Raw genomic sequence first — 26,471 nt, 5'->3', positions numbered from 1 at the left:
TAACCGTGCGCAGAGTCATCCAATTCTCGACCGGCAACGTCGGGCGGCATTCGTTGCGGGCCATCATCGGCCGACCGGACCTCGAACTGGTCGGCGTGCACGCCGCCAGCGCCGACAAGGTCGGCCGGGACGCGGCCGAACTCTGCGGGCTGGAGCGCCCGACGGGCATCGTCGCGACCGACGACGTCGACGCACTCGTGGCCCTCGGCGCCGATTGCGTCGTCTACACGGCGCAAGGCGAGACGCGGCCGATGGAAGCGATCGAACAGATGGCCAAGTTCCTGGCGGCGGGCACCAACGTCGTCGGCACGTCGCTGGTCTGGCTGGTCACACCGCACCACGCCGACGACTGGCTACGGGTGCCGCTAGAACGCGCCTGTGCGGCCGGCAACACGTCGCTGTACGTCAACGGAATCGACCCCGGCTTCTCCGGCGACACGTTGGTGCATTCGGCGGTCAGCCTGACCACCCGTGTCTCGTCGATCACCGTGCAGGAGATCTTCGACTACGGGAACTATGACGATGCCGAGTTCACCGGCGCCGCAATGGGTTTCGGAACGACCGCGGACGACGATCCGGCGATGATGTTCCTGCCCGGTGTGATCGTGGCGATGTGGGGCGGCCAGGTGCGCAGCCTGGCCGACCATCTCGACATCAAACTCGATGACGTGCGCCAGCGTGTCGAACCCTGGTACACACCCGAGCGCATCGACTGCACGATGATGACGGTGGAGCCGGGTCAGATGGCCGCGGTTCGGTTCGCCACGGAGGGTGTGCTGGACGGCGAGCCGGTCATCACCCTCGAGCACGTGACCAGACTGACCACCGCGGCGGCGCCCGACTGGGAGTTCCCTCCCGAGGGACACACCGGCGTGCACCGTGTCGTCGTGGAGGGTGAACCGCGGGTGGAGATCAACACCCACGTTTCCCATCCTCTTTTCGATGCCACCGATGCCGGCTGCATCTCGACCGCCGGCCGTGCCGTCAATGCGATCGATTGGGTGTGCCGCGCGCCCCAAGGGCTGATCGCCGTGGAGGACATCCCGCTGTCCGAGACGATGCGCGGTCTGATGTGGAACGAGTGTTAGGTGCGCGTTGCCGATAAACGCATTCTGATCACCGGAGCCGCCCGCGGCATGGGGCGCAGCCACGCACTGCGGCTCGCCGAGGAGGGGGCCGACCTCATTCTGGTCGACATTTGCCAATCGCTGCCGCAGATCGAATACCCTTTGGCCACAAAGGAAGACCTCGACGAAACGGTGCGATTGGTCGGCGCGTTCGGCCGGCGCTGTGTGAGCTACGACGTCGACGTCCGCGACGGCGAACAGCTGCGCTCCGCGGTCGATGACGGCGCCCGGCAACTGAGGGGTCTGGACGGGGCGGTGGCCAACGCGGGCGTGTTGACGGTGGCGGCCTGGGACAACACCACCGCGGACCAGTGGCGCACGGTTGTCGACGTGAACCTGATCGGGGTGTGGAATACCTGCGCCGCCGCGATACCCCACCTGCTCGAGCGGGGCGGCGGCAGTCTGGTCAACATCAGTTCGGCCGGCGCCCTCAAGGGATTTCCGCTGCAGACGCCCTACACCGCGGCGAAGTACGGCGTCGTAGGCCTGACCCTGGCCTTGGCCAACGAACTGGCGGCGCAGAACGTCCGCGTGAATACCGTGCTTCCCACCGGTGTCCCGACCGGGATGATTCCGCCGTCGTTCGGGCCGCTCCTGGGCGAGCAACGCTCCGACCTGATCCCGATCTTCGTCAATGCGCTGCCGACGCCGGCCGTCGAGCCGGCCGACGTCAGCAACGCGGTGTTGTATCTGCTATCCGATGAGTCCAGGTACGTGACGGGGTTGCAGTTCAAGGTCGACGCCGGGGTGACCATCAACTGAATCGCTTACAGCGGCCAGCTGTTCGGCCCGACGTCGTAGCGCAGCGCGGCGGCGGGAGGCAAGGGCTGACGTTCGCCCACCGATATCGCGTCGACGACGAGGGCGACATAGCGTCGCCAGCCTTCGCTGCCCGCATCCATCGTCGACAGGACGCCGAACAGCATCGCGACGAGGCGGGGCAGGTCGTCGGCGACCAGGTCGGCGCGGACGGTTCCGACGCGCTGTCCTTCTCTCGCAAGCTCGCCGAGCGCCTCGTTGAGCGAGACCGAGATGTCGGACGTGAGCGACCCGGCCCGTCGCGCGGCGGTCAGTAGGTTGTGCTCGCGGGCCCCGAGCGATATCGCCGCTTCGATCAGTTCGGTGAGACCGAGTAGCGGGTCGCCGGCACGCCGGGCGCGCTCGATCACCGGCGTGAGGTCCTCGGCGATGCTCTGATCGAGGGCGGCCCGGACCAGATCGGCCTTGGCCGGAAACCTGCGGTAGAGGGTTCGTTCACCCACCCCGGCGCGACGGGCGACGGCTTCGACGGGCGCATCAGGCCCGAGTTCGCCGTATACGGCCCGCGCGGCGCGCAGTATGCGCTCGGCGTTGCGGGCGGCGTCGGCCCGCAACGGCCGGTCCTCGATGGTGGTCACCACGACAGCTTAACTGACGGTTGACTGCCAGTTAGGTGTGGCTCTAGGCTCACAAATTGACAGCTATCTGCCACTTACCAGGAAACGCCGTTGATGCCAACAACTTCCGAATCCCGCCCCGATGTCGACCTTCCGGTGCTACCGGCACCCCGGGCCGCGCGCTGCCCGCTCGCGCCCCCGCCCGAATTCGCGAGCTGGCGCGAAGAGCCGGGCCTGCGCCGGGCGATGTTTCAGGGCAACGCGGTGTGGGTGGTGAGCCGTTATCGGGACATCAGAGAGGCGCTGGTCGATCCCCGTCTGTCCGCGAAGACCATTCCCGATGCCATCATGCCGAAGGACGCCGACAACAAGGTCCCGGTGATGTTCGCGCGGACCGACGATCCCGAGCATCAGCGATTGCGGCGCATGATGACCAGCAACTTCACCTTCAGGCGTTGCGAATCGATGCGGCCGCAAATCCAGGAAACGGTTGACTACTATCTCGGCCGAATGGTCGAGGGGGGAGCGCCGGCCGACCTGGTGCGTGAATTTGCCTTGCCGGTGCCATCTTTGGTGATCGCGTTGCTGTTGGGGGTGCCGCCCGAAGACCTCGAGATTTTCCAGCGACACACCACGACTGGGCTTGACCAGAGGTCGACCGACGAACAAAAGGGGAAAGCCTTCGGGGCGATGTACGCCTACATCGAGGAGTTGGTGGCGCGCAAGGAGCGCGAACCCGGCGACGACTTGATCAGCCGTCTGGTCACCGAATACGTGGCCACGGGCCAGCTCGACCACGCCACCACGGCCATGAACAGTGTGATCATGATGCAGGCCGGCCACGAAACCACGGCCAACATGATCTCGCTGGGAACGGTTGCGCTGCTGCAACATCCCGACGTATTCGAGCGGCTGGGACACACCGGCGATGCCGCCGCCGTCGCCAACATCGTCGAAGAGCTGATGCGCTACCTCACCATCGTGCACAGCCAGGTCGATCGTGTCGCGACCGAAGATCTGATCATCGGTGGTCAGCCGATTCGCGCGGGGGAGTTCGTCCTGATGAATCTGCCCGCGGGAAACTGGGATGCCGAGTTCGTCGACAATCCGGAATCGTTCGAACCCGACCGAAACCCCCGCGGACACTTGGGCTTCGGGTACGGCGTGCACCAGTGCATCGGAGCGAACCTCGCCCGAGTCGAAATGCAGGTCGCGTTCGCCACGCTGGCACGGCGCCTACCCGGGCTCCAACTGGCGGTATCACCGGAGGAACTGAGGTTCAAAGACGCCAACATCTACGGGATGAAAGAGTTGCCGGTCACTTGGTGAGCAACGAGCTGAGGTTCGACGAGCGGGTCGCCGTCATCACCGGCGCCGGCGGCGGCCTGGGCAGGCAATACGCCCTGCTGCTGGCATCGCGCGGCGCGCGCGTCGTCGTCAACGACATCGGCGGCTCGGTGACCGGCGATGGCGCCGACGGCGCGGCGGCACACGCCGTCGTCGACGAGATCCGCGAGCGGGGTGGCGACGCCGTCGCCGACACCCACAGCGTGACGACTCCCGAAGGCGGACAGGCGATCATCGACACCGCCCTGAGCGCCTGGGGGCGGGTGGACATCGTGATCAACAACGCCGGGATCGTCGGCGATGCGCCGTTCGAGGACATGAGCGCCGACCGGCTCGAACCGCTCATCGACGTGCACCTGAAGGGCGCGTTCCACGTGACGCGACCCGCGTGGAACCTCATGCGCGAACGACGCTACGGCCGGATCCTGAACACCTGCTCGGCGGCGGGAATCCTTGGCGCCGAACGCATGAGCAACTACGGCGCGGCCAAAACCGGGTTGATCGGCTTCACCCGAGTGCTGGCGGCCGAAGGGGCGGCCCACGACATCAAGGTCAACGCAATCGCACCGATCGCGTACACCCGGATGCTGGCGCGCGAAGTCGAGCACGTGACCGGCCGGCAAGATGACGAGGCAGCGCAGGCGGTGTTGGATGACCTTGTCGGCCAATACCTTCAGAAACTTGACCCGGCGCTGGTGGCTCCGGTGGCGGCCTTCCTGACGCACTGCGAGTGCCCGGTTTCCGGCGAGATCTACACGGTTGGCGGCGGACACGTCGCCCGCTTCTTCATCGGCAGGACAAGGGGTTTCCACCGCCCCGGGCTTTCCGTCGAGGACGTGCGCGATCACCTCGCCGAAATTCGGGACGAGGCGGGCTACACCGTTCCGGGCGGACCCGCCGACGAGATGACGGAGCTGTTCGCAACCATCGCCGACCGGCCCGGCTGACGGTCGGCCCTAGGTCCCCTGGCCGCCGAACGTGCAATGCGCGACGCTTCATCGGCGTGTCGCGTCGCGAAATGCACACTCGCGCTGAGGTCAGCGGGCATCAAGCCGTCACCGGGACTTGACGATGGCGCGCCAGATCAGGTAGCCGACACCCAGGGCGGCGCCCAGCACCACCGCGGCCAAGATGGTCTGGAAGGCATCGATCGCGAGCCAGCTGGGCTCATACGAGCCGGCGGCGCCCACGCATTCGAAACTCACGCTGGTCCCCGACTGTCCGGGTTTGTAGCTGTAGTCGGTGGTGTCGTACGCCAACTGGTACCCGCTGTCACAGACGAAGGGGCTTGTCCACAGCGCGCTCGACGGCATCATTGCGGTCAGGGACGCCGCGGCACCGACGCAGAGTCCGAGGGTCCCGAGGATCGCGCCGATGCGATCGGGCCACCCGCGCAGGCCCAACGGCCGCCGACGGCCCTGCGCCGCCTGGCGCTTCGAGCCGACCTGTTGAGAAAAGGCGGGCTGCGATCCCACGAAGGCCGGCGGGGTGTATTCCGGTGCGGCGCCCTGCCCGGAATACACCACCGTATGCCCGACCTTGAACGTCGCTTTGCCGTGTTTGAAGATGTTGTCGATCTGTTCCTGCGACAGGCCCGCTTGGGCCGCGGCTTGCATGAACGCCGCCCGATGCTGGGCCATCTCGGGCCCGGAAGGCCCGCCGGGGCCCGCCGGCCCGCCGGAGCGCAAACCCTCCCACAACGACTCCGCGTACTGGCGCGCGCGGTCGTCGGCGCCCTCGGCCGCGCCCGTCTGCACGGTGAAAAACGACGGCGGCTGCCCCTCGACGCGGTTCGGGTCAGCGGCCGCCTTGGCCTCGGCCAGTTGACGTTCCAGCTCGGCGATGCGCTTTTGCTCCGCGAGCTGACGCTCCAGCTCGGCGATGCGCTGTTCGGGATCGTCGGAGTCCATCGGCAAATGGTCCCACGCCGAAACGGCAGCTGCAGCAAATTTCGGACGCCATTCAGCAGCCGAACGCCGTGCCTACCCCGTCCGGCGGTGGCACCGACTTCAGGCAACCAAACGGCTGGATGCCGGCGGCGGCGAACCGCACCGCCGACTGGTGGGCGTAGTTCACGCAGAACAGGCCCGAATCGTCGGCGCGGCAGCGGTAGTCGCCGAACGACAGCGAATCCCCGTTCGCCAGTTCGGGCCCGTTGCCGTTGAGGAACGGACCCGGATCGGCGCGCGCCGACCCGACCTGGAGGGTCGTTCCGTCGAAGTCCACCCAGCCGCCCTTCCAGTCGCCGTAGGCCGTGTCCGGCCGGGGCGGGGGACTGGTCAGGGCGACCAGGCACGCCAGCGCGGCGCCGGTGTGCTTGGAATCGGTCATGCACGACACTTTGCCCGCCTGCACGGTCAGGGCGATGTCGTTGCCGAGCGGCGTGGTGGCACCCTCGCGGACGGCGCTGTGATAGCGGCCGGGATCGGCCGGATGAGCTGCCTCGATCCAGGCGATGACGTCGGAGATCGCGGCCCCGGCACCCGGCGCTCCGGGCGCCACCGGGGGTTTGCTGCCCGACGGTCCGACCGACGTGGTCGCGGAAGTCCCCGCCGAGGTCTGCGTGCTGGTCTGGGGCTGCCCCGAGCCGCCGCCCGAATGCGAGCATCCGGCGACCAGCAATGGCACGGCGACCAGCGCGGCGATCCGCATCCCGCCAGGCTAGCCGCCACACGCCGGGATTCGATCGCTAGCCGCGCACTACCGCCGTTGTGTCGGCTACCGTCACTGGTATGCATGAGCGCACCATCCGCGCCCGCACGACCGCCGGCATCGTCGAAGGCTTCACCCGCGATGGCGTAAACCGGTGGCGGTCCATCCCTTACGCCCGCCCGCCGGTGGGCGGGCTGCGATTCCGGGCGCCGCAGCCGCCGCTGCCGTGGTCGGGCGTGCGGCACTGCCACGGCTTCGGCAACTGCGCGCCGCAGCAGCGCCGCTACACCATGCTCGGCGTCGGCCGCTATCAGCCGATGAGCGAGGACTGCCTCACCCTCAACGTCGTCACGCCCGAGGTCACGGCGGACGAGCCGCTGCCGGTGATGGTGTTCATCCACGGCGGCGGCTACATCATGGGCAGCTCGGCCACACCGCTGTACGACGGCGCCGCGCTGGCGCGCCGCGGCTGCGTGTACGTGTCGGTCAACTACCGCTTGGGCGCGCTGGGATGTCTGGACCTGTCGTCGCTGTCGACGCGCGACACGAAAATCGACAGCAACCTGTACCTGCGCGACCTGGTGATGGCGCTGCAGTGGATCCGGGACAACATCGCCGAATTCGGCGGGGACCCCGGCAATGTCACGATCTTCGGCGAGAGCGCGGGCGCCTGCATCACCTCCACGTTGCTCGCGGTGCCCGCCGCCGAAGGCCTTTTCGCGCAGGCGATCTCGGAGAGCCCGGCGTCGGGGTTGGTGCGGTCGGGGGAGATCGCCGTCGAGTTCGCGAAGCGGTTCGCCGGGCTGCTCGGAGTCCGCCCGCAAGACGGCGCGCACGCGTTGCTGCGGGTGTCCGCCGCGCAACTGGTGGAAACCCAGCACCGGCTGATCGAGCAGGGCATGGAGAACCGGTTGGGCGCCTTCCCGATCGGCCCCGTCGTCGGCGACGACGTCCTGCCCGTCGACCCCGTCGAGGCGATGCGCTCCGGCCGGGCGCACAAGGTGCCGCTCATCGTCGGCACCAACGCCGAGGAGGGTCGCCTGTTCACCCGCTTCCTCAAGATGTTGCCGACCAACGAGTCGATGATCGAGGAGCTGCTCGCCGACGCGGAACCGGCTGCCCGCGAGCGCATTACCGCCGCCTACCCCGACTACCCGGCACCCTCGGCCTGCATTCAGCTCGGCGGCGACTTCGCGTTCAGCTCGGCGGCCTGGCAGATCGCCGAGGCGCACGGCAACCACGCGCCCACCTACCTCTACCGCTACGACTACGCCCCGCGGACGCTGCGCTGGTCCGGCCTGGGCGCCACGCATGCCACCGAGCTACTGGCCGTGTTCGACGTCTATCGCACCCGGTTCGGTGCGCTGCTGACCGCCGCCGCCGACCGGCGCGCGGCGCTGCGGGTCAGCAACCACGTGCAGCGGCGGTGGCGGTCCTTCAGCCGCACGGGTTCGCCGGGCGACGACTGGCCCGTCTACACGCGCGACGACCGCGCCGTGATGGTGTTCGACCGCAAGAGCCGGATCGAGTTCGATCCGCACCCGCACCGCCGGATCGCCTGGGACGGCTTCTCACTTGCGCGTTGACCTGGCACGCTAGACCCTCATGCACGCCGACACCGAGCAAGTCATCGAGCGACCCGATAACCTCACCGCCTCCTGGCTGGCCGCCGCGATCGGCACCGGACCCATCGCCGACTTCGCCGTGGAGCGCATCGGCACCGGACAGATGAGCGAGTGCTACCGCGTCCGGCTCACCTATGCCGACTCGGAAGTCGACGCCGATGCCGGGCGGCCGGAGTCGGTGGTGCTGAAGGTCGCCGCCTCCGATCCGGTAAGCCGGCAGACGGGCTCGGCCCTGGGCCTCTACGAGCGCGAAGTCCGCTTTTACGGCGACATCGCGCCGCGCCTGGGTGGCCCGATCGCGCCGTGCTACCACGCGGCCGTCGACACCGCGACGGGCGTGTTCGACCTGCTGCTCGGCGACGCCGGGCCCGCTGTCGTGGGCGACGAAATCGCCGGTGCCACACCGGAACAGGCCCGCATCGGCGTCGTCGAACTGGGCCGGCTGCACGGCCCGCTGCTCGGGGACCCGGCGCTGGCCGACGCGCCGTGGCTCAATCGCGAAACGCCGCTCAACCAGGCGATGATCACCTCGCTGTACGCCGGCTTCGTCGACCGGTACGGCGACCAGATCGCGCCCGAGCACCGCGCCGTGTGCGAGCGGCTGGTCGCCGCGTTCGACGGTTACATCGCGGCCGAGTCGGAGCCGGTCCGGATCCGGGGCCTGGTGCACGGTGACTACCGGCTGGACAACATGCTGTTCGGCACCGCCGGGGCCGACCGCGCGCTGACCGTGGTCGACTGGCAGACGGTTTCCTGGGGTCCGGCGTTCACGGACCTGGCGTACTTCCTCGGCTGCGCGCTGCGCGGGCAGGACCGGCGGGACCATTACGACGAATTGCTGCGCGCCTACCACGACGCGCTGGGGCCGCAGGCGCCCGTCAGCCTGGCCGATGTCGCCGAAGGTGTCCGGCGGCAAAGCTTTTTCGGTGTGATGATGGCGATCATCTCGTCGATGCTGGTGGAGCGCACCGACCGCGGCGACCGGATGTTCATGACGATGCTGCAACGCAATTGCGAACACGTGCTCGACACCGACGCGCTGGCCACGCTGCCCGCCGCGACAAAGCCGGAGCCGCTGCGGCCCTCGGACGACGACGAGCTCGCCCACGCCCCGACCGACGAGCCGCTCTGGAGCGAGAGCTGGTACGCCGACTTCGCCGATCCCGCACAGGGATTGGGCGGCTGGTTTCGCCTCGGCCTGATCGCCAACCAGCAGACCGCCTTGGTGCACGTCCTGCTCTGCGGTCCCGACATGCCGACCGTCGCCGTCGATGCCGAGATCCCGCTGCCGGCGGACCCGTGGGCGTTGCGCGCCGACGCCTTCGAGGTGGACCACTCCGCCAGCGCCCCTCTGCAGGCCTATCGGGTCGACGTGCGCGCGCAGGCCCGTGCCTACCCCGATCCTTCGGCCCTGTTGCGCGGCGAGCCGGGCGCTCCCGTCGAGATGGCGATGAACTTGGTGTGGGCCACCGACGGCGCCCCGTACAAGTACCGGGTGACGACGCGCTACGAAATCCCTTGCACCGTCTCGGGAACCGTCACGATCGGCGACACCACCTACCGCGTCGACTCGGTTCCCGGCCAGCGCGACCACTCGTGGGGAGTGCGCGACTGGTGGAGCATGGACTGGATCTGGAGCGCGCTGCACCTCGACGACGGCACCCACCTGCACGGCGTGAACATCCGCATCCCGGGCGCGCCGACGTTCAGCATCGGCTATATCCAGGACGCCGCCCGCGATGTCACCGAACTGGACACCGTCGCCTCGCGGGAATCCTTCGGCGACAACGGGTTACCGCTGAACGCCACCGTGGAGCTGGACCCCGGTGCCATCACGGCCGACATCGCGGTGCGCGGCCACGCCCCCGTCCGCATGGTCGCCAAGGATGGGCGCATGAGCCAGTTCCCGCGCGCCTGGGTCGAGGTCACAACCGCGGACGGCCGCAGCGGCGTCGGTTGGGTGGAATGGAACCGCAACCTCGCCGAATAGCGGCCGGGCCGCCCGTCGTGGTGATGGGTGTCTCGGGATCGGGCAAGTCGACGGTGGGCATGGCGCTGGCGCGACGATTGGCGGTGCCCTTCGTCGACGCCGACACCCTGCACCCGTCGGCGAACATCGCCAAGATGACCGCCGGTGAACCGCTCGGCGACGACGATCGCTATCCCTGGCTCGAACGGGTCGGGCAGTGGTTGGCCGGCCATCGCGACGGGGCCGTGGCGAGTTGCTCGGCGCTCAAACGCAAATACCGCGACCAGCTCCGGGCCCACTGCCCCGAGGCCGAGTTCTTGCATCTCGCCGGTGCACCGGAACTGATCGGCGGCCGGCTGGCCGCGAGGTCGGGCCATTTCATGCCGGCCGCGTTGCTGCGATCCCAGTTCGACGCGTTGGAGCCCCTCGGCGCCGACGAGGCGGGCGTGACCGTGGACGCCGGCCAACGAGTCGACGCGATCGTCGACGCGTACGTAATGTAGCATTGTGCTACAGTCTGTAGCGGAATGCTGCAGGAGCGGAGGAAGGTCATGGCAGAGGCTCTCGATCGCGTCACGCGGGTTGCCGCCGACCTGATGGACAGTGCGGCGTCCGAGGGCGCCCGCCAGAGCCGTTCGGCCAAGCAGCAACTCGACCACTGGGCGCGGGTCGGCCGCGCGGTATCCAGTCAGCACACCAGCTCTCGGCGGCGGGTGGAAGCGGCGTTGGCGGGTCACTTGGCGCTCGGCGAACTCACCGTCGAAGAGGGTGTCGTGTTCAACGCCGAGATCTCGGCCGCCATCGAGGAAAGCCTGGCGCGCACCAATTACGGGGCGGCGCTGGCCGGGCAGGGGATCACCACGGTGGCCCTCAACGACGCCGGCGACATCGTCGAGTACCGGCCCGATGGCACCGAGGTAGTGCTTTCGGGCAAGCGCTGACCGCGCGGGTCGATGAACCGCCTGGACCTGGTGGTCGGGCCGAACGGCGCCGGCAAGTCGACGTTCATCGCGTTGACCCTTTCGCCGCTGTTGCCCCGTAGCTTGGTCGTCAACGCCGACGAGATAGCTCGTCAACGCTGGCCCGAGGACCCGGCGTCGCACTCGTATGAGGCCGCGGAAATCGCCGCCGACACGCGCGCCAAGTTGATCGAGCTGGGCCGGTCTTTCATTGCGGAGACGGTCTTTTCGCATCCCTCGAAGCTGGACCTGATCCGCCGCGCGCGCGGCGAGGGTTTCACCGTCGTCCTGCACGCGCTGTTCGTCCCGGAAGACCTTGCGGTCGAGCGGGTTCGGCATCGCGTGCTGGCCGGCGGCCACCGCGTGCCCGAGGACAAAATCCGTCAGCGGCACCGCCGCTTAGGGGGCCTTGTCGCGGACGCCGTGGCCGTATCCGACATCGCGACGGTCTACGACAACAGTCGACTGCGTGGGCCGCGCATCGTCGCCCAACTGAGCGGCGGTGAGCTCGTCGGATCGTCCGACTGGCCGGAATGGGCGCCAAAGGAACTGTCGGCGCGCTGGCCGAGCTGAATACGCGCTTACCAGGGGCGCCGGCGCCGCCGGGTCGGAACGTCGCCCACCCGGTCGCGGGCGGTGTCAGCCAGTTCGCTGCCCCGCGCGGCGGCCGTGTTGGCCAGCTCGATGCCGCGCAGCCGCGCGATCTCGGCGAACTCCATGCCGCGGTCCCGCGCCGTGTCGGCAAGCTCCTCGCCGCGTTTGCGGGCCTTCTTCGCCAACGGCGCGCCCTTTTCGGCGGCCGTGCTGGCGAGTTCTTCGCCGCGTTTGCGCGCCTTCTTGGCCAGGGGGGCGCCCTTCTCCGCGGCGGTGCTCGCCAGTTCGCGCCCACGCTCCAGAGCGGCCTCGGCGTAGGGGGCGCCCCGTTCGGCGGCGGTGCTGGCGAGTTCGCGGCCGCGTTCCAGGGCGGCCTCGGCGTAGGGGGCGCCCCGTTCGGCGGCGGTGCTGGCCAGTTCGCGCCCGCGTTCGGCGCCGACCTGCAGGCCGTGCACGAGCTTCTCCCCGAGCTCGGTCAGCTCGCCGTCGTCGGATCCGGGCAGCGCCGACGACACCCGCTCGGAGAGCCGCTCCGCGGCTCGGCGTCCCCGCCAGCCCAACGACGGCTTGCCGGCCGTGTCCGCGGACGCGATTATCAGTCCGCCCACCAGGCTGAGGTCGGTCAGAAAGTCCTTGCGCTTCTGGGCTTTCAGCTGCGGGTCGCTCTCACTCCAGAACATGTGCGCGCCGAGGTTGGCCGGCAGCACCGTGAAGGCGAGCGCCGCCGAGGCGACGCGCGGCGCCTTGCCGATGGCGAGTAGCAGGCCACCGCCGATCTGGACGGCCGCATTGATCTGAGCGAACGTCTGGGGGTCGCTGGGAATGCTGCTCCCCACCGGATCCGGCAGGGCGCGAAGACCGTCGACCGCCGGCGCCGCGGCTTCGGCCGCCGGCTTGGGATTGAGCAGCGAGTCGATTCCCTGGCCGATGAACACCGCCGACAACAGGGGCCTCGCGATTCTGCGGATCAACATGGCAGCTGGGTTACCCGGCCGCCCGCCACGCAAACCGCCGGGGCCATCGCCCCTGCTCGCCGCGCCGGCGACGGGCCCGGCGATATGGTGGAGCGCGTGCGGGCGTTGATCGTCGTCGACGTGCAAAACGACTTCTGCGAGGGTGGCTCGCTGGCGGTGAACGGCGGCGCCGCGTTGGCTTCCGCCATAACCCGATATCTCGCCGACGGGCCCGGTTACGACCACGTCGTCGCGACCGCCGACTTCCACATCGACCCGGGCGACCACTTCTCCGACCGCCCCGACTACCGGTCGACCTGGCCCCCGCATTGCGTCGCGGACAGCCGCGGCGCGGATTTTCACCCCGGCCTCGACACCGGCCACCTCGAGGCGGTGTTCCGTAAGGGCGACTACGCCGCGGCGTACAGCGGCTTCGAGGGCGTCGACTCCGACGGAACCCCGCTGCTCGAGTGGCTGCGCCGGCGCGGCGTCGACGAGGTCGACGTGGTCGGCATCGCCACCGATCATTGCGTCCGGCGCACCGCCGAGGACGCGGCCAAGTCCGGCCTGACTACCCGGGTGCTGGTGGACCTGACCGCGGCCGTGGCGGCGGATACGGCCGCGGAAGCGTTGGCGGAGATGCAAACCCTCGGCATCGAGCTGGTCGGCGGCCCGTGATGGTGGTTCCCCTCGATCGCGAGCGCCTGCTCGCCGCAGTGGAGCGCTCGCCGCAGGCTGCCGCGGCGCACGACCGCGCCGGATGGGTGGGGCTGTTCACCGGCGACGGACGGATCGAAGACCCGGTGGGATCGCGCCCGCACGTGGGGCATTCGCAGATCGGCCGCTTCTACGACACCTTCATCGGGCCCCGCGACATCAAATTCCATCGCGACGTCGACATCGTCGTCGGCACCACGGTGCTGCGCGATCTCGAGCTCGAGGTGTCGATGGGCTCGAGCGTGACCATGTACATACCCGCCGTCCTGCGTTATGACCTCCGAGAAGACAACGGCCACTGGAAGATTGCGCATCTGCGGGCCTATTGGGAGCTGCCCGCGATGATGTTGCAGTTCCTGCGGGCCGGGACGCGGGCGGCGTCGCCGGCCGTGCAACTCTCGCGTGACCTGCTGGCCAACCAGGGATTCCGGGGGACCACGGGCTTTCTTGCCGGATTTCGGCGCGTCGGTGCGCGGCGCAAGCGACTCGCGGAGGCCTTCCTCGGCGCCGTCGCCCGGAAGGAGGCATCGGCCGCCCTGCGCTCACTATCGCCAACGGCCGCAATAACTTTGGGTGACAACGACCGGCTCGATGTCGCCGAACTCGTCGAACAGCTCGACGGCGCCGGCTGGGCCAAGGTGATCGGGGCGGGCACCACGGTCGCGGTTTCGGTCAGCTCGGTTCACGGGCGCGGCATCGTGCTCGCCGACGTGGCCTGGCCGGGGAACGCGATCGACCGGATCCGGTACTTTCCCGGCTGAGTGCACCGGTTGTTCCCGGGCCGGGAGAAGTTAGCCAGTGCCGGATGCCGCTATGTCTTGTCAGGCCAGGGATACTGCCGTAGAAATAGCTGTCACTGAATGGAGGCGGGCGATGGGTGTGCTGCGGATCTGCGGAGTGGGAGTGGCGTTCACCGCCGTCCTGACGGTAGGAACGGCCTGCACGGTGACCACCACGTCGAATTCCTCGTCGAGCTCGTCCAAGCCGGCGTCGTCCACCACGACGCCGTCGAGTTCGGCGACATCGACCACCACGTCCAGCGCGCCGCCGTCCGGGGTTGCACCGCTGGGCGACTACACCTACCTGCTGTTGCAGGCGAGCGACATCGGGCCCGACACCGCGACCACGGCGCCGCCCGTGCAGAACCCCGGCGGTATCGCCGGAGCCGGCGTCACGTACGCCAACCCTGATCGGACGCGGAGCATCGACGACCTCGTGGTGGTCTTCACCGACCCGGCGACCGCCGCACAGCAGGCCAAGGAGCGCGCGTCGTCGTACGGCAAGTACGTCACCGGGACCCCCCAGCCGTTCGAGGTCGGGACCAACGGCCTGATCGCGGTGGGGACGTCGCCCGACAACTCCAAATCGGTGACGTATGTGACGTTCGCCGAGTCAAGGGTGGGCGTCGACCTGGAGTTCGACAGCGCGCCCAACGATCCCGCCCCGCGCGACGTCGTGCTGGACATGGCCCGCAGGCAAGACCAGCTCATCAAGGACCGGTTGCCCGCCTAGCGGGGTTCAGCGCGCGACCATCAACGCCAGTGTGGCCGCCGACAGGCACAGGTAGGCGCCGGGAAACGCGATGTTGTAGAAGACGCGTGCCCGCAGGTGCGTAGCCACGGCGCCGACGAAGAACAGCACCAGTCCGGTGGCGGCCGCAATTCCCAACGCGCGCAAGCCCACCAGCCCGACAACCAGCCCGGCGGCTCCGGCCAGCTTCACCGCCGCCAGTGGCGGCAACCACGAGCGCGGCACCCCCACCTCGGCCGAGTTCGCCAGGACGAATCCGGCGGGGATCAGGTCGGCCACGGCTACCGCGGCGGTGACGACGGCGGTTGGCAGCGTGATGGCGATGTAGGCGGTATGCATCTGCGTCAACCCCTTGTCCTGCAGGTGTTTCCGCAGCGGCGAGCCGGATGGCCGCGGCGCGCGTTGCGGCGCACAATCGGTAGGGTCATGGTGCTGGTCTCCTTTGCGACAGAGAGTTCGATGGATGCGTTCACCTTCTTGACGACTCCCACGCGAAAAAGGTGACCCATGAGCGCACCGAAGGATCTGGCGGATATCGCGCAACGGTTCGACGCGGACCGACGACACCTGAGGTCGGTCGCGTTTCAGCTGCTCGGGTCGGCGGCCGACGCCGACGACGCGGTCCAGTCGGCGTGGCTGAAGGCCAGCCGCGGCGGATTCGAAGCCTTTGCAGACGTCGACAACCTCACCGGCTGGTTCACCACCATCACCGCCCACGCCGCCATCGACCAGCTCCGGGCGCGGGGGCGCCGCGCCGAACAACCGCTCGGCGATCCCACCGAGCTGGACCGGCTCGTGGACACCGCGGCGGCCCCGGCGGACGAGGGCGCGCTGCTCGCGGACTCGGTCGGCAGCGCGCTGCTTGTCGTGCTCGATCGGCTCTCACCCGCGGAGCGGGTGGCGTTCGTGCTGCACGACGTGTTCGCCATGCCGTTCGAGAACGTCGCCGCCCTGCTGGACCGGTCGCCGGCCGCGGCCAAAAAACTCGCGAGCCGGGCCCGCGGTCGCCTGCACGCCCGTCCGGCGGTCGAGCCGGCCCGCGCGGCCAGGCACCTCGAGGTCGTCGAGGCGTTTCTGGCGGCCTCCCGCGGCGGCGATATCGCCACCCTGCTCGAGCTGCTGGCGCCCGACGTGGTGCGCCGGGTCGACCGGGCGCTGGTCCCGGCCGACGTGGCGACCGAGGTGCGGGGGGCGCGGGAAGTGGCCGAGGAGACCCGCCGCTTCGCCCGGCGCGCGCGGGCCGGTGTGGTCCTGCTCATCGACGGCGTCCCGGGCGTCGTGCTCGCGCCCCGCGGGCGCGCGCAGGCCATGCTGCGGATCGCCATCGGCCGCGACGACCGCATCCACACCATCGACATCACCGGCGATCCCGACCGCCTGCGCCGGGCCGTTCTCACGCTGCCGGTTACCGGGCAAGATCGGCAGCACCATGCTCGATAGGCCGTTCGGGCGACGAAGCCTGCTGCGCGGCGCCGGTGCGCTCACCGCGGCGTCGCTGGCGCCCTGGGCCGCCGGCTGCGCCCCCGACGACGACGCGCTGACCTTCTTCTTCGCCGCCAATCCGGACGAGCGGGATCGCAGGATGCGCATCGTCGAGGAGTTCCAGCGCCGCCATCCCGACATCACGGTTCGGGCGGTGTTGTCCGCGCCGGGCGTGATGCAGCAGCTGTCGACGTTCTGCGCCGGCGGCAAGTGCCCGGATGTGCTCATGGCGTGGGAATTGACCTACGCCGAGCTGGCCGACCGCGGGGTCTTGCTGGACCTCAACACCATGCTGGGTCGCGATCCGGCCTTCGCGGCGGAACTGAAGTCGGACGGCATCGAGTCGCTGTACGACACCTTCGCGTTCAACGGTGGCCAGTACGCACTCCCGGAGCAATGGTCCGGAAACTTCCTGTTTTACAACAGACGGCTTTTCGCCGAGGCCGGCGTCGCGCCGCCGCCCGGAACGTGGGAGCGGCCGTGGACTTTCGCGGAATTCCTCGACAACGCCCGCGCCCTGACCAAGAGAAACGGATCGGGGCGCACCACCCAATGGGGCTTCGTCAACATGTTTGTTTCGTACTACTCGGCCGGGCTGTTCGCCATGAACAACGGGGTACCGTGGTCCACCCCGCTGAAGAACCCCGCCCACTTCAATTTCGGCGACGACGCCTTCGTCGAAGCGGTGCAGTTCTACGCCGACCTGTCCAACAAACACAGGGTGGCGCCCAACGCATCCGAGGTGCAGTCGATGTCCACGCCCGATCTGTTCGCGGCGGGCAAGGCGGCGATGGCGCTCGGTGGCCACTGGCGATACCAGACGTTCATTCGAGCCGATGGCCTGGATTTCGATGTCGCGCCGTTGCCGGTGGGACCCCGCCGAACGGGACAGGCCGCCCGCTCTAATATCGGTTCCACCGGGCTGGCCATCTCCGCGAGCAGTCAACGCAAGGAGCAGGCGTGGGAATTTGTGAAGTTCGCGACCGGCCCCGTCGGCCAGGCGTTGACCGGTGAATCCACCCTCTTCGTGCCGGTGCTGCGCTCCGCGCTCAACTCGGTCGGATTTGCCGAATCGCACCACAGGATCGGCAACCTCGACGTGCTCACCCAGGGACCGGCGTCGTCGGACGGGATGCCGGTCACCCCGGCGTGGGAAAAGATCGTCGCCCTGATGGACCGTAGCTTCGGACCCGTGCTGCGCGGATCGCGCCCGGCGACGTCGCTGGCCGCGCTGTCGCCCGCGCTCGACGAGGTGCTGCACACGCCATGACATCCCTCGACACGCCCACGGTGTCCGGTCCGTCCCGGCGACGCGCCCGCGCCGGTCGCCTGTTCGTCGCGCCCAACCTGGCCGCCGTCGCGGTGTTCATGCTGTTTCCGCTCGGATTCTCGCTATACATGAGCTTCCAGCAATGGGACGTGTTCAGGCCGCCGAAGTTCGTGGGGTGGGCGAACTTTGAAGAGCTGTTCAACTCCGACCCGCTGTTTCTGATCGCCATCCGCAACACCGTGATCTTCACCCTCGGCACCGTCGTGCCGACGATCCTGATCAGCCTCGTCGTGGCCGGTGTGCTGAATCGGAAAGTCAAGGGCATCGGCGTTTTTCGCACGATCGTCTTCCTGCCACTGGCCATCTCGTCGGTGGTGATGGCGGTCGTGTGGCAGTTCGTCTTCAACACCGACAACGGGCTGCTCAACATCATGCTCGGCTGGGTCGGGATCGGGCCGGTCCCGTGGCTGGTCGACCCCAAGTGGGCCATGGTTTCGTTGTGCATCGTCAGCGTCTGGCGCAGCGTGCCGTTCGCCACCGTTATCCTGCTCGCGGCGATGCAGGGGGTTCCCGAAAGCCTCTACGAGGCGGCCAGGATCGACGGAGCGGGCGAGATACGGCAATTCGCGTTCATCACGGTGCCGCTGATCCGGGGGGCGATGTCTTTCGTGGTGGTGATCTCGATCATCCACGCGTTCCAGGCCTTCGACATGGTCTACGTCCTCAACGGCGCGAACGGCGGGCCCGAAAGCGCGACCTACGTGTTGGGCATCATGCTGTTCCAGCATGCGTTCTCGTTCCTGGAATTCGGCTATGCGTCGGCGCTGGCGTGGGTGATGTTCGCGATCTTGCTGGTGCTGACCGTGGTGCAGTTGCGCCTGACGCGGCAGCGTTCTTTGGAGGCTTCCGGTGGTCTTGGCTGAGCGGGTGTTCAAGCGCAACGTCTTTCGCGCCGTGCTGGCGTACACCGCGCTGACCGCGATCGCGTGGTGCTGGCTGTTCCCGATCGCCTGGGCCGTGTCCGGCTCACTGAAACGGGAAGGCGAGGTGACCGAGCCACGGCTGTTGCCGGCGCATCCGCGGTGGTCCAACTACACCGAGGTGTTCTCGCTGATGCCGTTCTGGCGCATGTTTTTCAACACCGTGCTGTACGCCGGGTGCGTCACGGCCGGGCAGGTCTTCTTCTGCTCGCTGGCCGGATATGCGTTCGCGCGGCTGCAGTTTCGGGGCCGGGACACGTTGTTCGTGTTGTACCTGGGCACGCTGATGGTGCCGCTGACCGTGACGGTGATTCCGCAGTTCATCCTGATGCGGACCCTGGGCTGGGTGGACACCCCGTGGGCGATGATCGTGCCGGGTCTGTTCGGCAGCGCCTTCGGCACCTATCTCATGCGGCAGTTCTTCCGCACGCTGCCGACCGACCTCGAGGAGGCGGCGATCCTGGACGGGTGTTCCCCGTGGCAGATCTACTGGCGCATCCTGTTGCCGCACGCCCGGCCGGCGGTGCTGGTGCTCGCGGTGCTCACCTGGGTCAACGTCTGGAACGACTTCTTGTGGCCGCTGTTGATGATTCAGCGCAACAGCCTGGCGACGCTGACGCTCGGCCTGGTCAGGCTGCGCGGCGAATACGTCGCACGCTGGCCGGTGATCATGGCCACCTCCATGTTGATCATGGTGCCGTTGGTCGTCATCTACGCCTTCGCCCAGCGCTCCTTCGTCCGTGGCATCGCCGTCACCGGAATGAACGGATAGCCATGGCATCGGTCAGTTTCGAGCGGGCGACGCGGCGCTACCCGGGTGCGGACCGGCCCGCCCTGGACAGCCTCGACCTCGACGTCGGGGACGGCGAATTCGTCGTCCTGGTCGGACCGTCCGGCTGCGGCAAGACGACTTCCCTGCGGATGGTGGCCGGACTGGAAACGCTGGACGCCGGGCGCATCCGGATCGGGGACCGCGACGTCACCGACGTCGACCCCAAGGATCGCGATGTGGCGATGGTCTTTCAGAATTACGCGCTCTACCCGCACATGACCGTGGCGCAGAACATGGGCTTCGCGCTGAAGATCGCCAAGACCCCGAAAGCCGAGATTCGCGAACAGGTGCTGGCCGCGGCCAAACTGCTTGACCTGCAGCCCTATCTGGATCGCAAGCCCAACGACCTGTCCGGCGGGCAACGCCAGCGGGTGGCCATGGGGCGAGCGATCGTGCGGCGCCCGCAGGTGTTCCTGATGGACGAGCCGTTGAGCAACCTCGACGCCAAACTGCGGGTGCAGACCCGCAACCAGATCGCCGCACTGCAGCGACGGCTCGGCACCACCACTGTGTACGTCACCCATGACCAGGTCGAGGCCATGACGATGGGGGACCGGGTCGCCGTGCTGTGCGACGGGGTGCTGCAACAGTTTGCGACGCCGCGCGAGCTCTACCGCAACCCGCAAAACGTATTCGTCGCGGGATTCATCGGGTCCCCGGCGATGAACCTGTTCACCCTGCCAATCGTGGACTCATCGGTCTCGCTGGGGGACTGGCCGATCCCGGTGCCGCGTGAGATCGACGGCACCGCAAGCGAGGTCGGCGAGATCGTTGTGGGGGTCCGCCCCGAACACTTCGAACTGGGCGGCCTCGGCGTCGAGATGGAAGTCGACGTGGTCGAGGAGCTGGGGGCCGATGCCTATCTGTACGGCCGAATCACGGGGTCGGGCAAGGTGATCAGCCAGCCCGTCGTCGCGCGGGCGGACGGGCGTCAACCGCCGGAGAAGGGCAGCCGGGTGCGCCTGCATCCCGAGCCCGGGCACTTGCATTTCTTCGGCACCGATGGCCGAAGGATCTGTTGAGCGGCTATGCGCTGGCGCAGCCGATCGCGTGCAGCCGACGTTGCACGCGCGCGATGTCGTCGTCGGAGGGCATCGCGTTGGTGACGTGGGTGATTGCCACCCCGACATCGGCGCTGCTGATCGGCGCACATCTGCGCATAATGAGTTCTCTTGTGATGGTGGTGATCTCGTCGTTCGATACGCGCCGGTGCGACAAAGCCGCCAGCGGCGTGTAACCGGTCGTCGGCATGCCGGTGGGGTACCCGGCGCGCAAAAAAGCGACGATGCTCGATACCCAATGGGACAGGTCCATTACGTCCACCTCGCTCACCGCCACACGCTGTGCATTAGCGGCACTTAGCAACCTAGCAGCAGCAACGCCATCAGCCCGGTAAGACCACGCAGTTACTTACGACTAATTTATGGATTTTTCAGATTTGCGGCCAAACCCTTACTGCTTTACCAATTTCGACACGGTGGCGCGCCGCAACCATTTTGGCCGCAACGCTTCCTAGGATTGCCGGGTGGTTGATCGCTATGGAAGTGATGTCCTCGCCGCGGGCCGGCGCAAGCCCCGCTCGACCGAGCACCCGGCCGACCTCGGCCTGGTCGTCGAGGATGCCGAAACCGGCTACGTCGGGGCAGTGGTGCGAGTCGAATACGGTCGCGTCGACCTCGAGGACCGGCACGGTCACACCCGCGGCTTTCCGCTCGGCCCAGGGTATTTGCTCGAGGGGCGCCCGGTCATCCTCACCGCGCCGCGCCGCTCGGGCCCCGCCGCCCCGGGCCGGACGGCGTCGGGCTCCGTCGCGGTGCCCGGGGCGCGTGCGCGAGTCGCCCGGGCGGCCCGGATCTACGTCGAGGGCCGCCATGACGCCGAACTGATCGCACAGGTGTGGGGCGACGACCTGCGCATCGAGGGCGTCGTCGTCGAGCACCTCGGCGGCATAGACGATCTGGTGGGCATTGTGGCGGAATTCGGGCCCGGCCCGGGGCGCCGGCTGGGCGTGCTCGTCGACCACCTCGTCGCGGGTTCGAAGGAGACGCGGATCGCCGAGGCGGTGCGCCGCGGACCGGGGGGCCGAGACACCCTGGTCGTCGGCCACCCCTACGTCGACATCTGGCAGGCCGTGAAACCGCAACGCGTCGGCCTGGCGGCCTGGCCGGAGGTGCCACGGCACCGGGAATGGAAGCACGGCGCCTGCGAGGCACTGGGCCTGCCGCACGCCAATCAGGCCGACATCGCCCGGGCTTGGCGGCGCATCCGCACGAGCGTGCGCGACTGGAACGACCTGGAACCGGCGCTCATTGGCCGCGTCGAGGAACTCATCGACTTCGTGACTCAACTGTCCAGCGAGTGACCGGGCGGTTACATCCCGGGGAATCAACGGCCCCAACGTGATTCAGCGACTGCCCTCCGTCCCCGCCAGTTGAGGACTAAAGCCTCACGACCGACGCCCCACCGCCCGATAGCGTCGCTGGTGACGAAGGGAGAACCAAGTGTCTGAATCCGTGAAACGCCTAGGCGTCGTCGTCGCGGTCGACGGCTCGCCCGCATCGAATTCCGCCGCGTGCTGGGCGGCGCGCGAGGCGGCAATGAGGAACGTTCCGCTGACCGTCGTCCACGCGGTGGCGACCCCCACCGCGACCTGGCCTCCGGTTCCGTACCCGGAGTCCCTGGCGGTACGGCTGGAGGATGACGGCAAGAAGGCCATCATGCACGCCATGAAGATCGCCGAAGACGCGATGCCGGAGGACGGAAAGGTCGCGATCGGCCGGGAATTGGTCTACTCGACCCCGGCGCCGACCCTGATCGAGATGTCCAACGAGGCGGAAATGGTCGTGGTGGGCACCTCCGGGCGGGGCTTGTTGGCCCGCGGCGTGCTCGGGTCCGTCAGTTCGACCGTGGTGCGGCACGCGATGTGTCCGGTGGCGGTCATCCGCGACGAGGAGCTACCGGACCAGAACGCTCCGGTCCTGGTCGGAATCGACGGCTCTCGGACGTCCGAACACGCGACCGAGCTGGCGTTCGACGAGGCCTCCCGTCGGGGCGTCGACCTGGTAGCCATGCATGCGTGGAGCGACGTCACGACCGAAGTTCCCTTTCTGGATTGGGCGACCGTGGAGGAGGAGGGGCAGCGCAGTCTCGGCGAAGCCCTGGCGGGCTGGGGCGAACGCTATCCGGACGTGACGGTGCGCCGAGTGATCGTGCGTGACCGGCCGGCGCACCACCTCATCGAGACCGCGGAATCGGCCCAACTCGTCGTCGTGGGCAGCCACGGCCGGGGCGGTCTCACGGGCATGCTGCTGGGCTCCGTCAGCAACACGCTGCTGCATTCGGTCCGGATTCCGGTGATCGTCGCCAAGCCGGCGTAGCTGTTCTGGCGCCTTCCCCACCGCGAGCAGACGCAGAATCGCACGCTGACGCCGTTCGGCGTGCGATTCTGCGTCTGCTCGGCAGTTCAGCGCGCGTGCAGGACGGTGGCCGCGCACCCGCATAGCGCGGCGAGGTCGCGACCGGCGCGCATGACCGTCCCGTCGGGGCGGACCAACGCCGCGGTGGCGCGGCCGCCGCGCAGCCACGTTTCGAGCGGGCCCCCGGGTTCGGCGGCCACGACGACGACGTCGCGTCGCCGAAGGAGGGCCTCGTCGCCGGCGCTCGGCTGACTTGCGGTGATCAGCGCGAAACCGGTTCCGATGACGTCGTCGAGCCGCCGACCGTTGGGCAGCAAGGGGTTCGGGCACAGCGTGCCGGCGAGCTGGCGCGGCCGGCGCGATTTGAACACCAGCGCGGAGGCCCGCAACGCCGGTGTCGTCGAGTCGATCACCTTGTCGCGCAGGCCGGGGATGAGCCGCAGCCGGGGGAGCACGAGGCGGCGCGCCGCGCTGCCCAGCCGCCCGCCGCCGGTCATCGCCCACCCGACGCCCAGCGCGAGCCGAATCATGTGCCGGGCATGCGGCTTGCGTTCCTGCTCATAGGAATCGAGAACGCTTGCGTCGAGCGTGCCGTTGCGAACCCCGGCGAGCTTCCAGGCGAGGTTGGCCGCGTCCCGGATTCCGGCGCACAAGCCCTGCCCGATGAACGGGGGTGTGAGGTGCGCGGCGTCACCGAGGATGAAGACGTTGCCGCGGCGCCACCGATCGGCGATCTGCGCGCGGAACGTGTACTCGGTGACGCGCAGTACCGTCATCTCGGAGTCGGCAACCTCGGCGACCCAGGACGCGATCAACGGTCGCAACGCCGCCAAGGTGCCGAAGTGGTCGGCGCTTTCGCCGTCCAGCAACCGGAACTCCCACCGGTAGCGGCCCGGACCGATGCGCATGTAGGTTCCGGCGCGCACCGGGTCGCACACCTGGTGCACCCCGTCCCACTGCCGCAGGTCGGAGTCGCTGGCGATGTCGACGACCAGCCACCGCTGCTCGAACTTCAAATTCCGCATGGCCGAGCCGATTTGGGTGCGGACGACGCTGTTGGCGCCGTCACAGCCCAACGCATAGTCGGCGTCGATATGGTGCACCCGGCCGTCGGTTCGGTCGCTGAAGGTGACCCGGACGCCTCGTCCGGTGTCGCTTACGGCGGTGACTTCGGCGTTCCCGCGCAACCGGGCGTTCGGATACCGCTTGAGGTTCGCGCGCAGCAGCACCTCGAACTCGGGTTGGTCGAACATGTTGGCCTGGGCAAACCCGTTCCGGCTTTGGGAGGGCTCGCGGTGGAACTCGCCGAGCACCCGGAACCGGTTGTCCACCAACCGCAAACCGAGGGTGGGCCGCGAGATCGCCGCGAACTCGTCGGCCATGCCGAGTCGGGCGATGACGCGATAGATCTCGTCGTCCAGGTGCACGGCGCGCGGCTGCGGGTACACGTCGGGCCAGCGGTCGAGGATGAGACTGTCCACCCCGTGCTGTGCCAGCAGGGTGGCCGCCGTGACACCGGTCGGTCCGGCGCCGACGATCACCACCGGAACATGCGGAGCGGCGTTGTCGCTCACTTGAACCGAACTTCGTTGCGCTGCGTGCCGAGACTGATGGCCCCGTCGTCGGTGGCCACCGACGCCTCCACGACATCGCCGTCGTTGAGATAGTTGCGGTTGCCGGCCTGACCCTTGAAGAACATCTTCCATTTCACCGAGGGCGGCAACAAGTTCGAGATCATCTGCACCGGCTTGGGCGGGGCGCTGAGCGCGGTGCCGACCGGGGTTCCGGTGAGCACCAGGTCGCCGGGGGCCAGTTCCTGAAACTGGGTGAGCGATTGCAGCGCTTCCAGCGGCCGATAGAGCATGTCGCCCTCGACGAGTGCGTTTTGCCGCTCCTGCCCGTTGACGCTCAGCCGCAGCCGCAGATCACCGAAACGGTCGAGCTCGTCGGCCGTCAGCAGCACCAGCTCCGGACCGACCGGCGTGAACGTCGGATAGGACTTGGCCTCGTAGAACTGGGTTTGGGGGAGCTGGATGTCGCGCGCGGAAACGTCGTTCGTCACGACCAGTCCGGCGATGAATTCGGCGAGGTTGGCTTTGGAAATCGTTGTGCCGATGGGGACTTCGCGGCCGATGACCAGCCCGATCTCCACTTCGTAGTCGAGGAACCTGACGTGCGCGGGTTTGACGATCTCGTCGAACGGGCCCGCGATCGACGCCGACGCCTTGCGGAAGAACGTCAGGGGAATGGATGACGGGTCCATCCCGGCGTCTTTGACGTGTGAGACGAAGTTGGTCATCTGTGCGATCACCCGGCACGGCCGGGTGACGGGGGAGACCAATGCCAGGCTGTCCACGGCGACGGGCTCGCCGCCGGCGGCGGCTGCGATGGCGGCGCGGTCGGCCAGGAGGGCCGCGGTGGTGGTGGCGTCGGTGTCGATCTTGACCGCGCCGCCGGGGGTCTTGAGAAACCAAGCGTCGAGGGTGTGCAGCACGGAAATTGTCATGAGGTGGGCACTTTCAGTAGGCCGGCAAGGCGGTTGACATCGAATTCGTTGCGTGCGCGTAGCGCGGTGACCATCGAAATGAGTTCGTGGCGAGCGGATTTCAGGTCCGTCCCGAGGAAGTCCCTGGTCGCCGGGGGCCCCCACTGGGCCAGTCCGGACGCGCTGAAGGGCGCCCATCCCGGTTCGAGGGTGTTGTCGAACAGGTCACCGTCGGCGAAGTGCTCGACCAGGAAACCGTCCGGATCGCGCCAGTAGTCGAAGATTTGGCTCCCCTGGATGTGCCTGCCGATTCCCCAGGAGCGGAAATAGCCTCGGTCCTTGAGGTATTCGCCGCCGGCGGCCAGCGCGTCCAGGTCGCTGACCTGGTATGCCGAGTGCACGTAACGGTTGGCCGGCCCCAGCGCCAGTGCCAGCGTGTGGTGGTCGGCGGGCGTCGAGCCTCGATCGCATCGGATGAAGCTCATGGTCGGTCCGCGGCGGCGCTGGCCCGGGAAGTACAGAAAGTCGCTGACGATCATGCCCAGGTTGTCGAGGTACCAGTTCAGCGTCTCGAGATACTTCGTCGACTGCAGCACCAGGTGCCCCAGCCGCTCAATGCGTGCGGGCACGCGCGGGGGCCGCTGGCCGGCATTGGTGCGCCGCACGTCGCATCCGAAATTGAAAGCGTGGACCGGTTGGCCGGGCAGCTCGGGCAGCTCGTGCATGCCGGCGACGACGCGGACTGGCATGCCGCTGGGGTCGACCAGGTCGGCCGACAGGCCGCCGATGGTCTCCGGCAGCGCCCGCACGGGAGCACCGGATGTGTCGGCGAGGCGCAGCACGTCCGCCTCGTCGCAGGCGCGGAAGGCGACACCCGTGAAGCGCGTGCGCGCGCCCCGCCGCAGGATCACGCACGGTCCGCCCGCGCGGGTGCCGCGCAGGTGTACTTCGTCGGCTTCGCTCCGCGCCGTCTGGAAACCAAACGCCCGGGCGAACGCCTCGGCGCGCGTCAGGTCGGGTTTGTCGAACTCCAGCCAGGCGATGTCGGCGACCTTGATCACGGGGTTGCGGGAACGCCCGGGGTGATCGCCGCGCGCCGCGCCGCGCTCGCTGTGCAGATTCCGGTGGGGATTTTTCGTTAGGTGCATTGCCATCTC

At 68.4% G+C, this 26,471-nt stretch carries 28 protein-coding genes; 19 read left to right on the top strand and 9 right to left on the bottom strand.

Annotated elements, in window-relative coordinates; genetic code table 11:
- Positions 1–5 precede the first annotated feature (5 nt).
- Positions 6–1,088 carry an NAD(P)H-dependent amine dehydrogenase family protein gene (locus AC5Y7V_RS28150; RefSeq protein ID WP_499883320.1) on the top strand — a complete coding sequence of 361 codons (1,083 nt, stop codon included), beginning with the start codon at positions 6–8 and terminating at the stop codon, positions 1,086–1,088.
- Positions 1,089–1,889 carry a mycofactocin-coupled SDR family oxidoreductase gene (locus AC5Y7V_RS28145; protein ID WP_499883319.1) on the top strand — a complete coding sequence of 267 codons (801 nt, stop codon included), beginning with the start codon at positions 1,089–1,091 and terminating at the stop codon, positions 1,887–1,889.
- Between the two features lie 5 nt (positions 1,890–1,894).
- Here the strand turns inward: AC5Y7V_RS28145 and AC5Y7V_RS28140 are convergent, their stop codons facing one another.
- Positions 1,895–2,524, bottom strand: coding sequence for a TetR/AcrR family transcriptional regulator (locus tag AC5Y7V_RS28140; protein ID WP_499883318.1), 630 nt, complete (start codon positions 2,522–2,524; stop codon positions 1,895–1,897).
- Between the two features lie 93 nt (positions 2,525–2,617).
- Between AC5Y7V_RS28140 and AC5Y7V_RS28135 the strand changes: the two genes are divergently transcribed.
- Positions 2,618–3,832, top strand: a complete 1,215-nt coding sequence (locus AC5Y7V_RS28135) for a cytochrome P450 (RefSeq protein ID WP_499883317.1) — start codon at positions 2,618–2,620, stop codon at positions 3,830–3,832.
- A complete protein-coding gene (locus tag AC5Y7V_RS28130) occupies positions 3,829–4,797 on the top strand; it encodes an SDR family NAD(P)-dependent oxidoreductase (RefSeq protein ID WP_499883316.1) in 969 nt (322 codons plus the stop codon). Before AC5Y7V_RS28135 ends, AC5Y7V_RS28130 begins: the two co-directional genes overlap by 4 nt.
- Positions 4,798–4,905: 108 nt before the next feature.
- Here the strand turns inward: AC5Y7V_RS28130 and AC5Y7V_RS28125 are convergent, their stop codons facing one another.
- Positions 4,906–5,760, bottom strand: a complete 855-nt coding sequence (locus AC5Y7V_RS28125) for a hypothetical protein (RefSeq protein ID WP_499883315.1) — start codon at positions 5,758–5,760, stop codon at positions 4,906–4,908.
- Between the two features lie 52 nt (positions 5,761–5,812).
- Entirely contained in the window at positions 5,813–6,502 is a 690-nt protein-coding gene (locus tag AC5Y7V_RS28120; protein WP_499883314.1) for a hypothetical protein, read from the bottom strand.
- 80 nt (positions 6,503–6,582) lie between these two features.
- Between AC5Y7V_RS28120 and AC5Y7V_RS28115 the strand changes: the two genes are divergently transcribed.
- From AC5Y7V_RS28115 to AC5Y7V_RS28095, 5 genes are read left to right on the top strand one after another with little or no spacing between them, the layout of a single operon-like run.
- Entirely contained in the window at positions 6,583–8,088 is a 1,506-nt protein-coding gene (locus tag AC5Y7V_RS28115; protein WP_499883313.1) for a carboxylesterase/lipase family protein, read from the top strand.
- 19 nt (positions 8,089–8,107) lie between these two features.
- On the top strand, positions 8,108–10,117 hold the full coding sequence (locus AC5Y7V_RS28110; protein ID WP_499883312.1) for a DUF7064 domain-containing protein: 2,010 nt from the start codon (positions 8,108–8,110) through the stop codon (positions 10,115–10,117).
- On the top strand, positions 10,093–10,599 hold the full coding sequence (locus AC5Y7V_RS28105; protein WP_499883311.1) for a gluconokinase: 507 nt from the start codon (positions 10,093–10,095) through the stop codon (positions 10,597–10,599). Before AC5Y7V_RS28110 ends, AC5Y7V_RS28105 begins: the two co-directional genes overlap by 25 nt.
- Positions 10,600–10,647: 48 nt before the next feature.
- Positions 10,648–11,037, top strand: a complete 390-nt coding sequence (locus AC5Y7V_RS28100; protein ID WP_499883310.1) for a TA system antitoxin ParD family protein — start codon at positions 10,648–10,650, stop codon at positions 11,035–11,037.
- 12 nt (positions 11,038–11,049) lie between these two features.
- A complete protein-coding gene (locus AC5Y7V_RS28095) occupies positions 11,050–11,628 on the top strand; it encodes an ATPase (RefSeq protein ID WP_499883309.1) in 579 nt (192 codons plus the stop codon).
- Positions 11,629–11,636: 8 nt separating this feature from the next.
- Here AC5Y7V_RS28095 and AC5Y7V_RS28090 read toward each other — a convergent pair whose 3' ends face one another.
- The gene (locus AC5Y7V_RS28090) at positions 11,637–12,623 is read right to left on the bottom strand and encodes a DoxX family membrane protein (RefSeq protein WP_499883308.1); all 987 of its coding nucleotides are present in this window, start codon (positions 12,621–12,623) and stop codon (positions 11,637–11,639) included.
- Positions 12,624–12,719: 96 nt separating this feature from the next.
- Between AC5Y7V_RS28090 and pncA the strand changes: the two genes are divergently transcribed.
- The 3 genes from pncA (at position 12,720) to AC5Y7V_RS28075 (ending at position 14,831) form a co-directional block, all read left to right on the top strand.
- Positions 12,720–13,280, top strand: a complete 561-nt coding sequence (pncA, locus tag AC5Y7V_RS28085) for a pyrazinamidase PncA (RefSeq protein WP_499883307.1) — start codon at positions 12,720–12,722, stop codon at positions 13,278–13,280.
- Entirely contained in the window at positions 13,280–14,080 is an 801-nt protein-coding gene (locus AC5Y7V_RS28080; protein WP_499883306.1) for a ketosteroid isomerase family protein, read from the top strand. The genes pncA and AC5Y7V_RS28080 overlap by 1 nt, the downstream gene beginning before the upstream one ends.
- Before the next feature lie 112 nt (positions 14,081–14,192).
- Positions 14,193–14,831, top strand: coding sequence for a hypothetical protein (locus tag AC5Y7V_RS28075; protein WP_499883305.1), 639 nt, complete (start codon positions 14,193–14,195; stop codon positions 14,829–14,831).
- 6 nt (positions 14,832–14,837) lie between these two features.
- On the opposite strand, the gene AC5Y7V_RS28070 is transcribed toward AC5Y7V_RS28075, so the two are convergent.
- The gene (locus AC5Y7V_RS28070; protein WP_499883304.1) at positions 14,838–15,188 is read right to left on the bottom strand and encodes a DoxX family protein; all 351 of its coding nucleotides are present in this window, start codon (positions 15,186–15,188) and stop codon (positions 14,838–14,840) included.
- A 168-nt stretch (positions 15,189–15,356) separates the two neighbouring features.
- Here AC5Y7V_RS28070 and AC5Y7V_RS28065 point away from each other — a divergent pair, with 168 nt between their 5' ends.
- Genes AC5Y7V_RS28065 through AC5Y7V_RS28045 form a run of 5 tightly spaced genes read left to right on the top strand, consistent with a single transcriptional unit; the run spans position 15,357 to position 20,435 of the window.
- Positions 15,357–16,289, top strand: a complete 933-nt coding sequence (locus AC5Y7V_RS28065) for a sigma-70 family RNA polymerase sigma factor (protein WP_499883303.1) — start codon at positions 15,357–15,359, stop codon at positions 16,287–16,289.
- Positions 16,279–17,601, top strand: coding sequence for an ABC transporter substrate-binding protein (locus tag AC5Y7V_RS28060; RefSeq protein ID WP_499883302.1), 1,323 nt, complete (start codon positions 16,279–16,281; stop codon positions 17,599–17,601). The genes AC5Y7V_RS28065 and AC5Y7V_RS28060 overlap by 11 nt, the downstream gene beginning before the upstream one ends.
- A complete protein-coding gene (locus tag AC5Y7V_RS28055) occupies positions 17,598–18,524 on the top strand; it encodes a carbohydrate ABC transporter permease (protein WP_499883301.1) in 927 nt (308 codons plus the stop codon). Before AC5Y7V_RS28060 ends, AC5Y7V_RS28055 begins: the two co-directional genes overlap by 4 nt.
- On the top strand, positions 18,517–19,353 hold the full coding sequence (locus AC5Y7V_RS28050) for a carbohydrate ABC transporter permease (protein ID WP_499883344.1): 837 nt from the start codon (positions 18,517–18,519) through the stop codon (positions 19,351–19,353). The genes AC5Y7V_RS28055 and AC5Y7V_RS28050 overlap by 8 nt, the downstream gene beginning before the upstream one ends.
- Before the next feature lie 2 nt (positions 19,354–19,355).
- Entirely contained in the window at positions 19,356–20,435 is a 1,080-nt protein-coding gene (locus tag AC5Y7V_RS28045) for an ABC transporter ATP-binding protein (protein ID WP_499883300.1), read from the top strand.
- Positions 20,436–20,439: 4 nt separating this feature from the next.
- Here AC5Y7V_RS28045 and AC5Y7V_RS28040 read toward each other — a convergent pair whose 3' ends face one another.
- Positions 20,440–20,745 (bottom strand): DUF3349 domain-containing protein, encoded by a 306-nt coding sequence (locus AC5Y7V_RS28040; protein ID WP_499883299.1) that lies wholly within the window; start codon positions 20,743–20,745, stop codon positions 20,440–20,442.
- Between the two features lie 193 nt (positions 20,746–20,938).
- Between AC5Y7V_RS28040 and AC5Y7V_RS28035 the strand changes: the two genes are divergently transcribed.
- Positions 20,939–21,775, top strand: a complete 837-nt coding sequence (locus AC5Y7V_RS28035; protein WP_499883298.1) for a DUF3097 domain-containing protein — start codon at positions 20,939–20,941, stop codon at positions 21,773–21,775.
- Between the two features lie 139 nt (positions 21,776–21,914).
- Positions 21,915–22,790 (top strand): universal stress protein, encoded by an 876-nt coding sequence (locus AC5Y7V_RS28030; protein ID WP_499883297.1) that lies wholly within the window; start codon positions 21,915–21,917, stop codon positions 22,788–22,790.
- An 86-nt stretch (positions 22,791–22,876) separates the two neighbouring features.
- On the opposite strand, the gene mhpA is transcribed toward AC5Y7V_RS28030, so the two are convergent.
- From mhpA to AC5Y7V_RS28015, 3 genes are read right to left on the bottom strand one after another with little or no spacing between them, the layout of a single operon-like run.
- The gene (gene mhpA, locus AC5Y7V_RS28025) at positions 22,877–24,403 is read right to left on the bottom strand and encodes a bifunctional 3-(3-hydroxy-phenyl)propionate/3-hydroxycinnamic acid hydroxylase MhpA (protein WP_499883296.1); all 1,527 of its coding nucleotides are present in this window, start codon (positions 24,401–24,403) and stop codon (positions 22,877–22,879) included.
- Entirely contained in the window at positions 24,400–25,335 is a 936-nt protein-coding gene (locus AC5Y7V_RS28020) for a fumarylacetoacetate hydrolase family protein (protein WP_499883295.1), read from the bottom strand. Before AC5Y7V_RS28020 ends, mhpA begins: the two co-directional genes overlap by 4 nt.
- Entirely contained in the window at positions 25,332–26,462 is a 1,131-nt protein-coding gene (locus AC5Y7V_RS28015) for a VOC family protein (RefSeq protein WP_499883294.1), read from the bottom strand. The genes AC5Y7V_RS28020 and AC5Y7V_RS28015 overlap by 4 nt, the downstream gene beginning before the upstream one ends.
- Positions 26,463–26,471 lie beyond the last annotated feature (9 nt).

The sequence above is a fragment of the Mycobacterium sp. NGS34 genome (assembly GCF_059812845.1).
Note: the sequence above shows the minus strand (reverse complement) of the source record. Positions and strands in the feature narration are given on the sequence as shown.

Coding starts and splice junctions, on each gene's coding strand:
- AC5Y7V_RS28135 (WP_499883317.1), top strand. CDS start 2,618: ATGCCAACAACTTCCGAATCCCGCCCCGATGTCGACCTTCCGGTGCTA.
- AC5Y7V_RS28125 (WP_499883315.1), bottom strand. CDS start 5,760: ATGGACTCCGACGATCCCGAACAGCGCATCGCCGAGCTGGAGCGTCAG.
- AC5Y7V_RS28120 (WP_499883314.1), bottom strand. CDS start 6,502: ATGCGGATCGCCGCGCTGGTCGCCGTGCCATTGCTGGTCGCCGGATGC.
- AC5Y7V_RS28115 (WP_499883313.1), top strand. CDS start 6,583: ATGCATGAGCGCACCATCCGCGCCCGCACGACCGCCGGCATCGTCGAA.
- AC5Y7V_RS28110 (WP_499883312.1), top strand. CDS start 8,108: ATGCACGCCGACACCGAGCAAGTCATCGAGCGACCCGATAACCTCACC.
- AC5Y7V_RS28105 (WP_499883311.1), top strand. CDS start 10,093: ATGGAACCGCAACCTCGCCGAATAGCGGCCGGGCCGCCCGTCGTGGTG.
- AC5Y7V_RS28100 (WP_499883310.1), top strand. CDS start 10,648: ATGGCAGAGGCTCTCGATCGCGTCACGCGGGTTGCCGCCGACCTGATG.
- AC5Y7V_RS28095 (WP_499883309.1), top strand. CDS start 11,050: ATGAACCGCCTGGACCTGGTGGTCGGGCCGAACGGCGCCGGCAAGTCG.
- AC5Y7V_RS28090 (WP_499883308.1), bottom strand. CDS start 12,623: ATGTTGATCCGCAGAATCGCGAGGCCCCTGTTGTCGGCGGTGTTCATC.
- AC5Y7V_RS28080 (WP_499883306.1), top strand. CDS start 13,280: ATGGTGGTTCCCCTCGATCGCGAGCGCCTGCTCGCCGCAGTGGAGCGC.
- AC5Y7V_RS28075 (WP_499883305.1), top strand. CDS start 14,193: ATGGGTGTGCTGCGGATCTGCGGAGTGGGAGTGGCGTTCACCGCCGTC.
- AC5Y7V_RS28070 (WP_499883304.1), bottom strand. CDS start 15,188: ATGCATACCGCCTACATCGCCATCACGCTGCCAACCGCCGTCGTCACC.
- AC5Y7V_RS28065 (WP_499883303.1), top strand. CDS start 15,357: ATGAGCGCACCGAAGGATCTGGCGGATATCGCGCAACGGTTCGACGCG.
- AC5Y7V_RS28060 (WP_499883302.1), top strand. CDS start 16,279: ATGCTCGATAGGCCGTTCGGGCGACGAAGCCTGCTGCGCGGCGCCGGT.
- AC5Y7V_RS28055 (WP_499883301.1), top strand. CDS start 17,598: ATGACATCCCTCGACACGCCCACGGTGTCCGGTCCGTCCCGGCGACGC.
- AC5Y7V_RS28045 (WP_499883300.1), top strand. CDS start 19,356: ATGGCATCGGTCAGTTTCGAGCGGGCGACGCGGCGCTACCCGGGTGCG.
- AC5Y7V_RS28020 (WP_499883295.1), bottom strand. CDS start 25,335: ATGACAATTTCCGTGCTGCACACCCTCGACGCTTGGTTTCTCAAGACC.
- AC5Y7V_RS28015 (WP_499883294.1), bottom strand. CDS start 26,462: ATGCACCTAACGAAAAATCCCCACCGGAATCTGCACAGCGAGCGCGGC.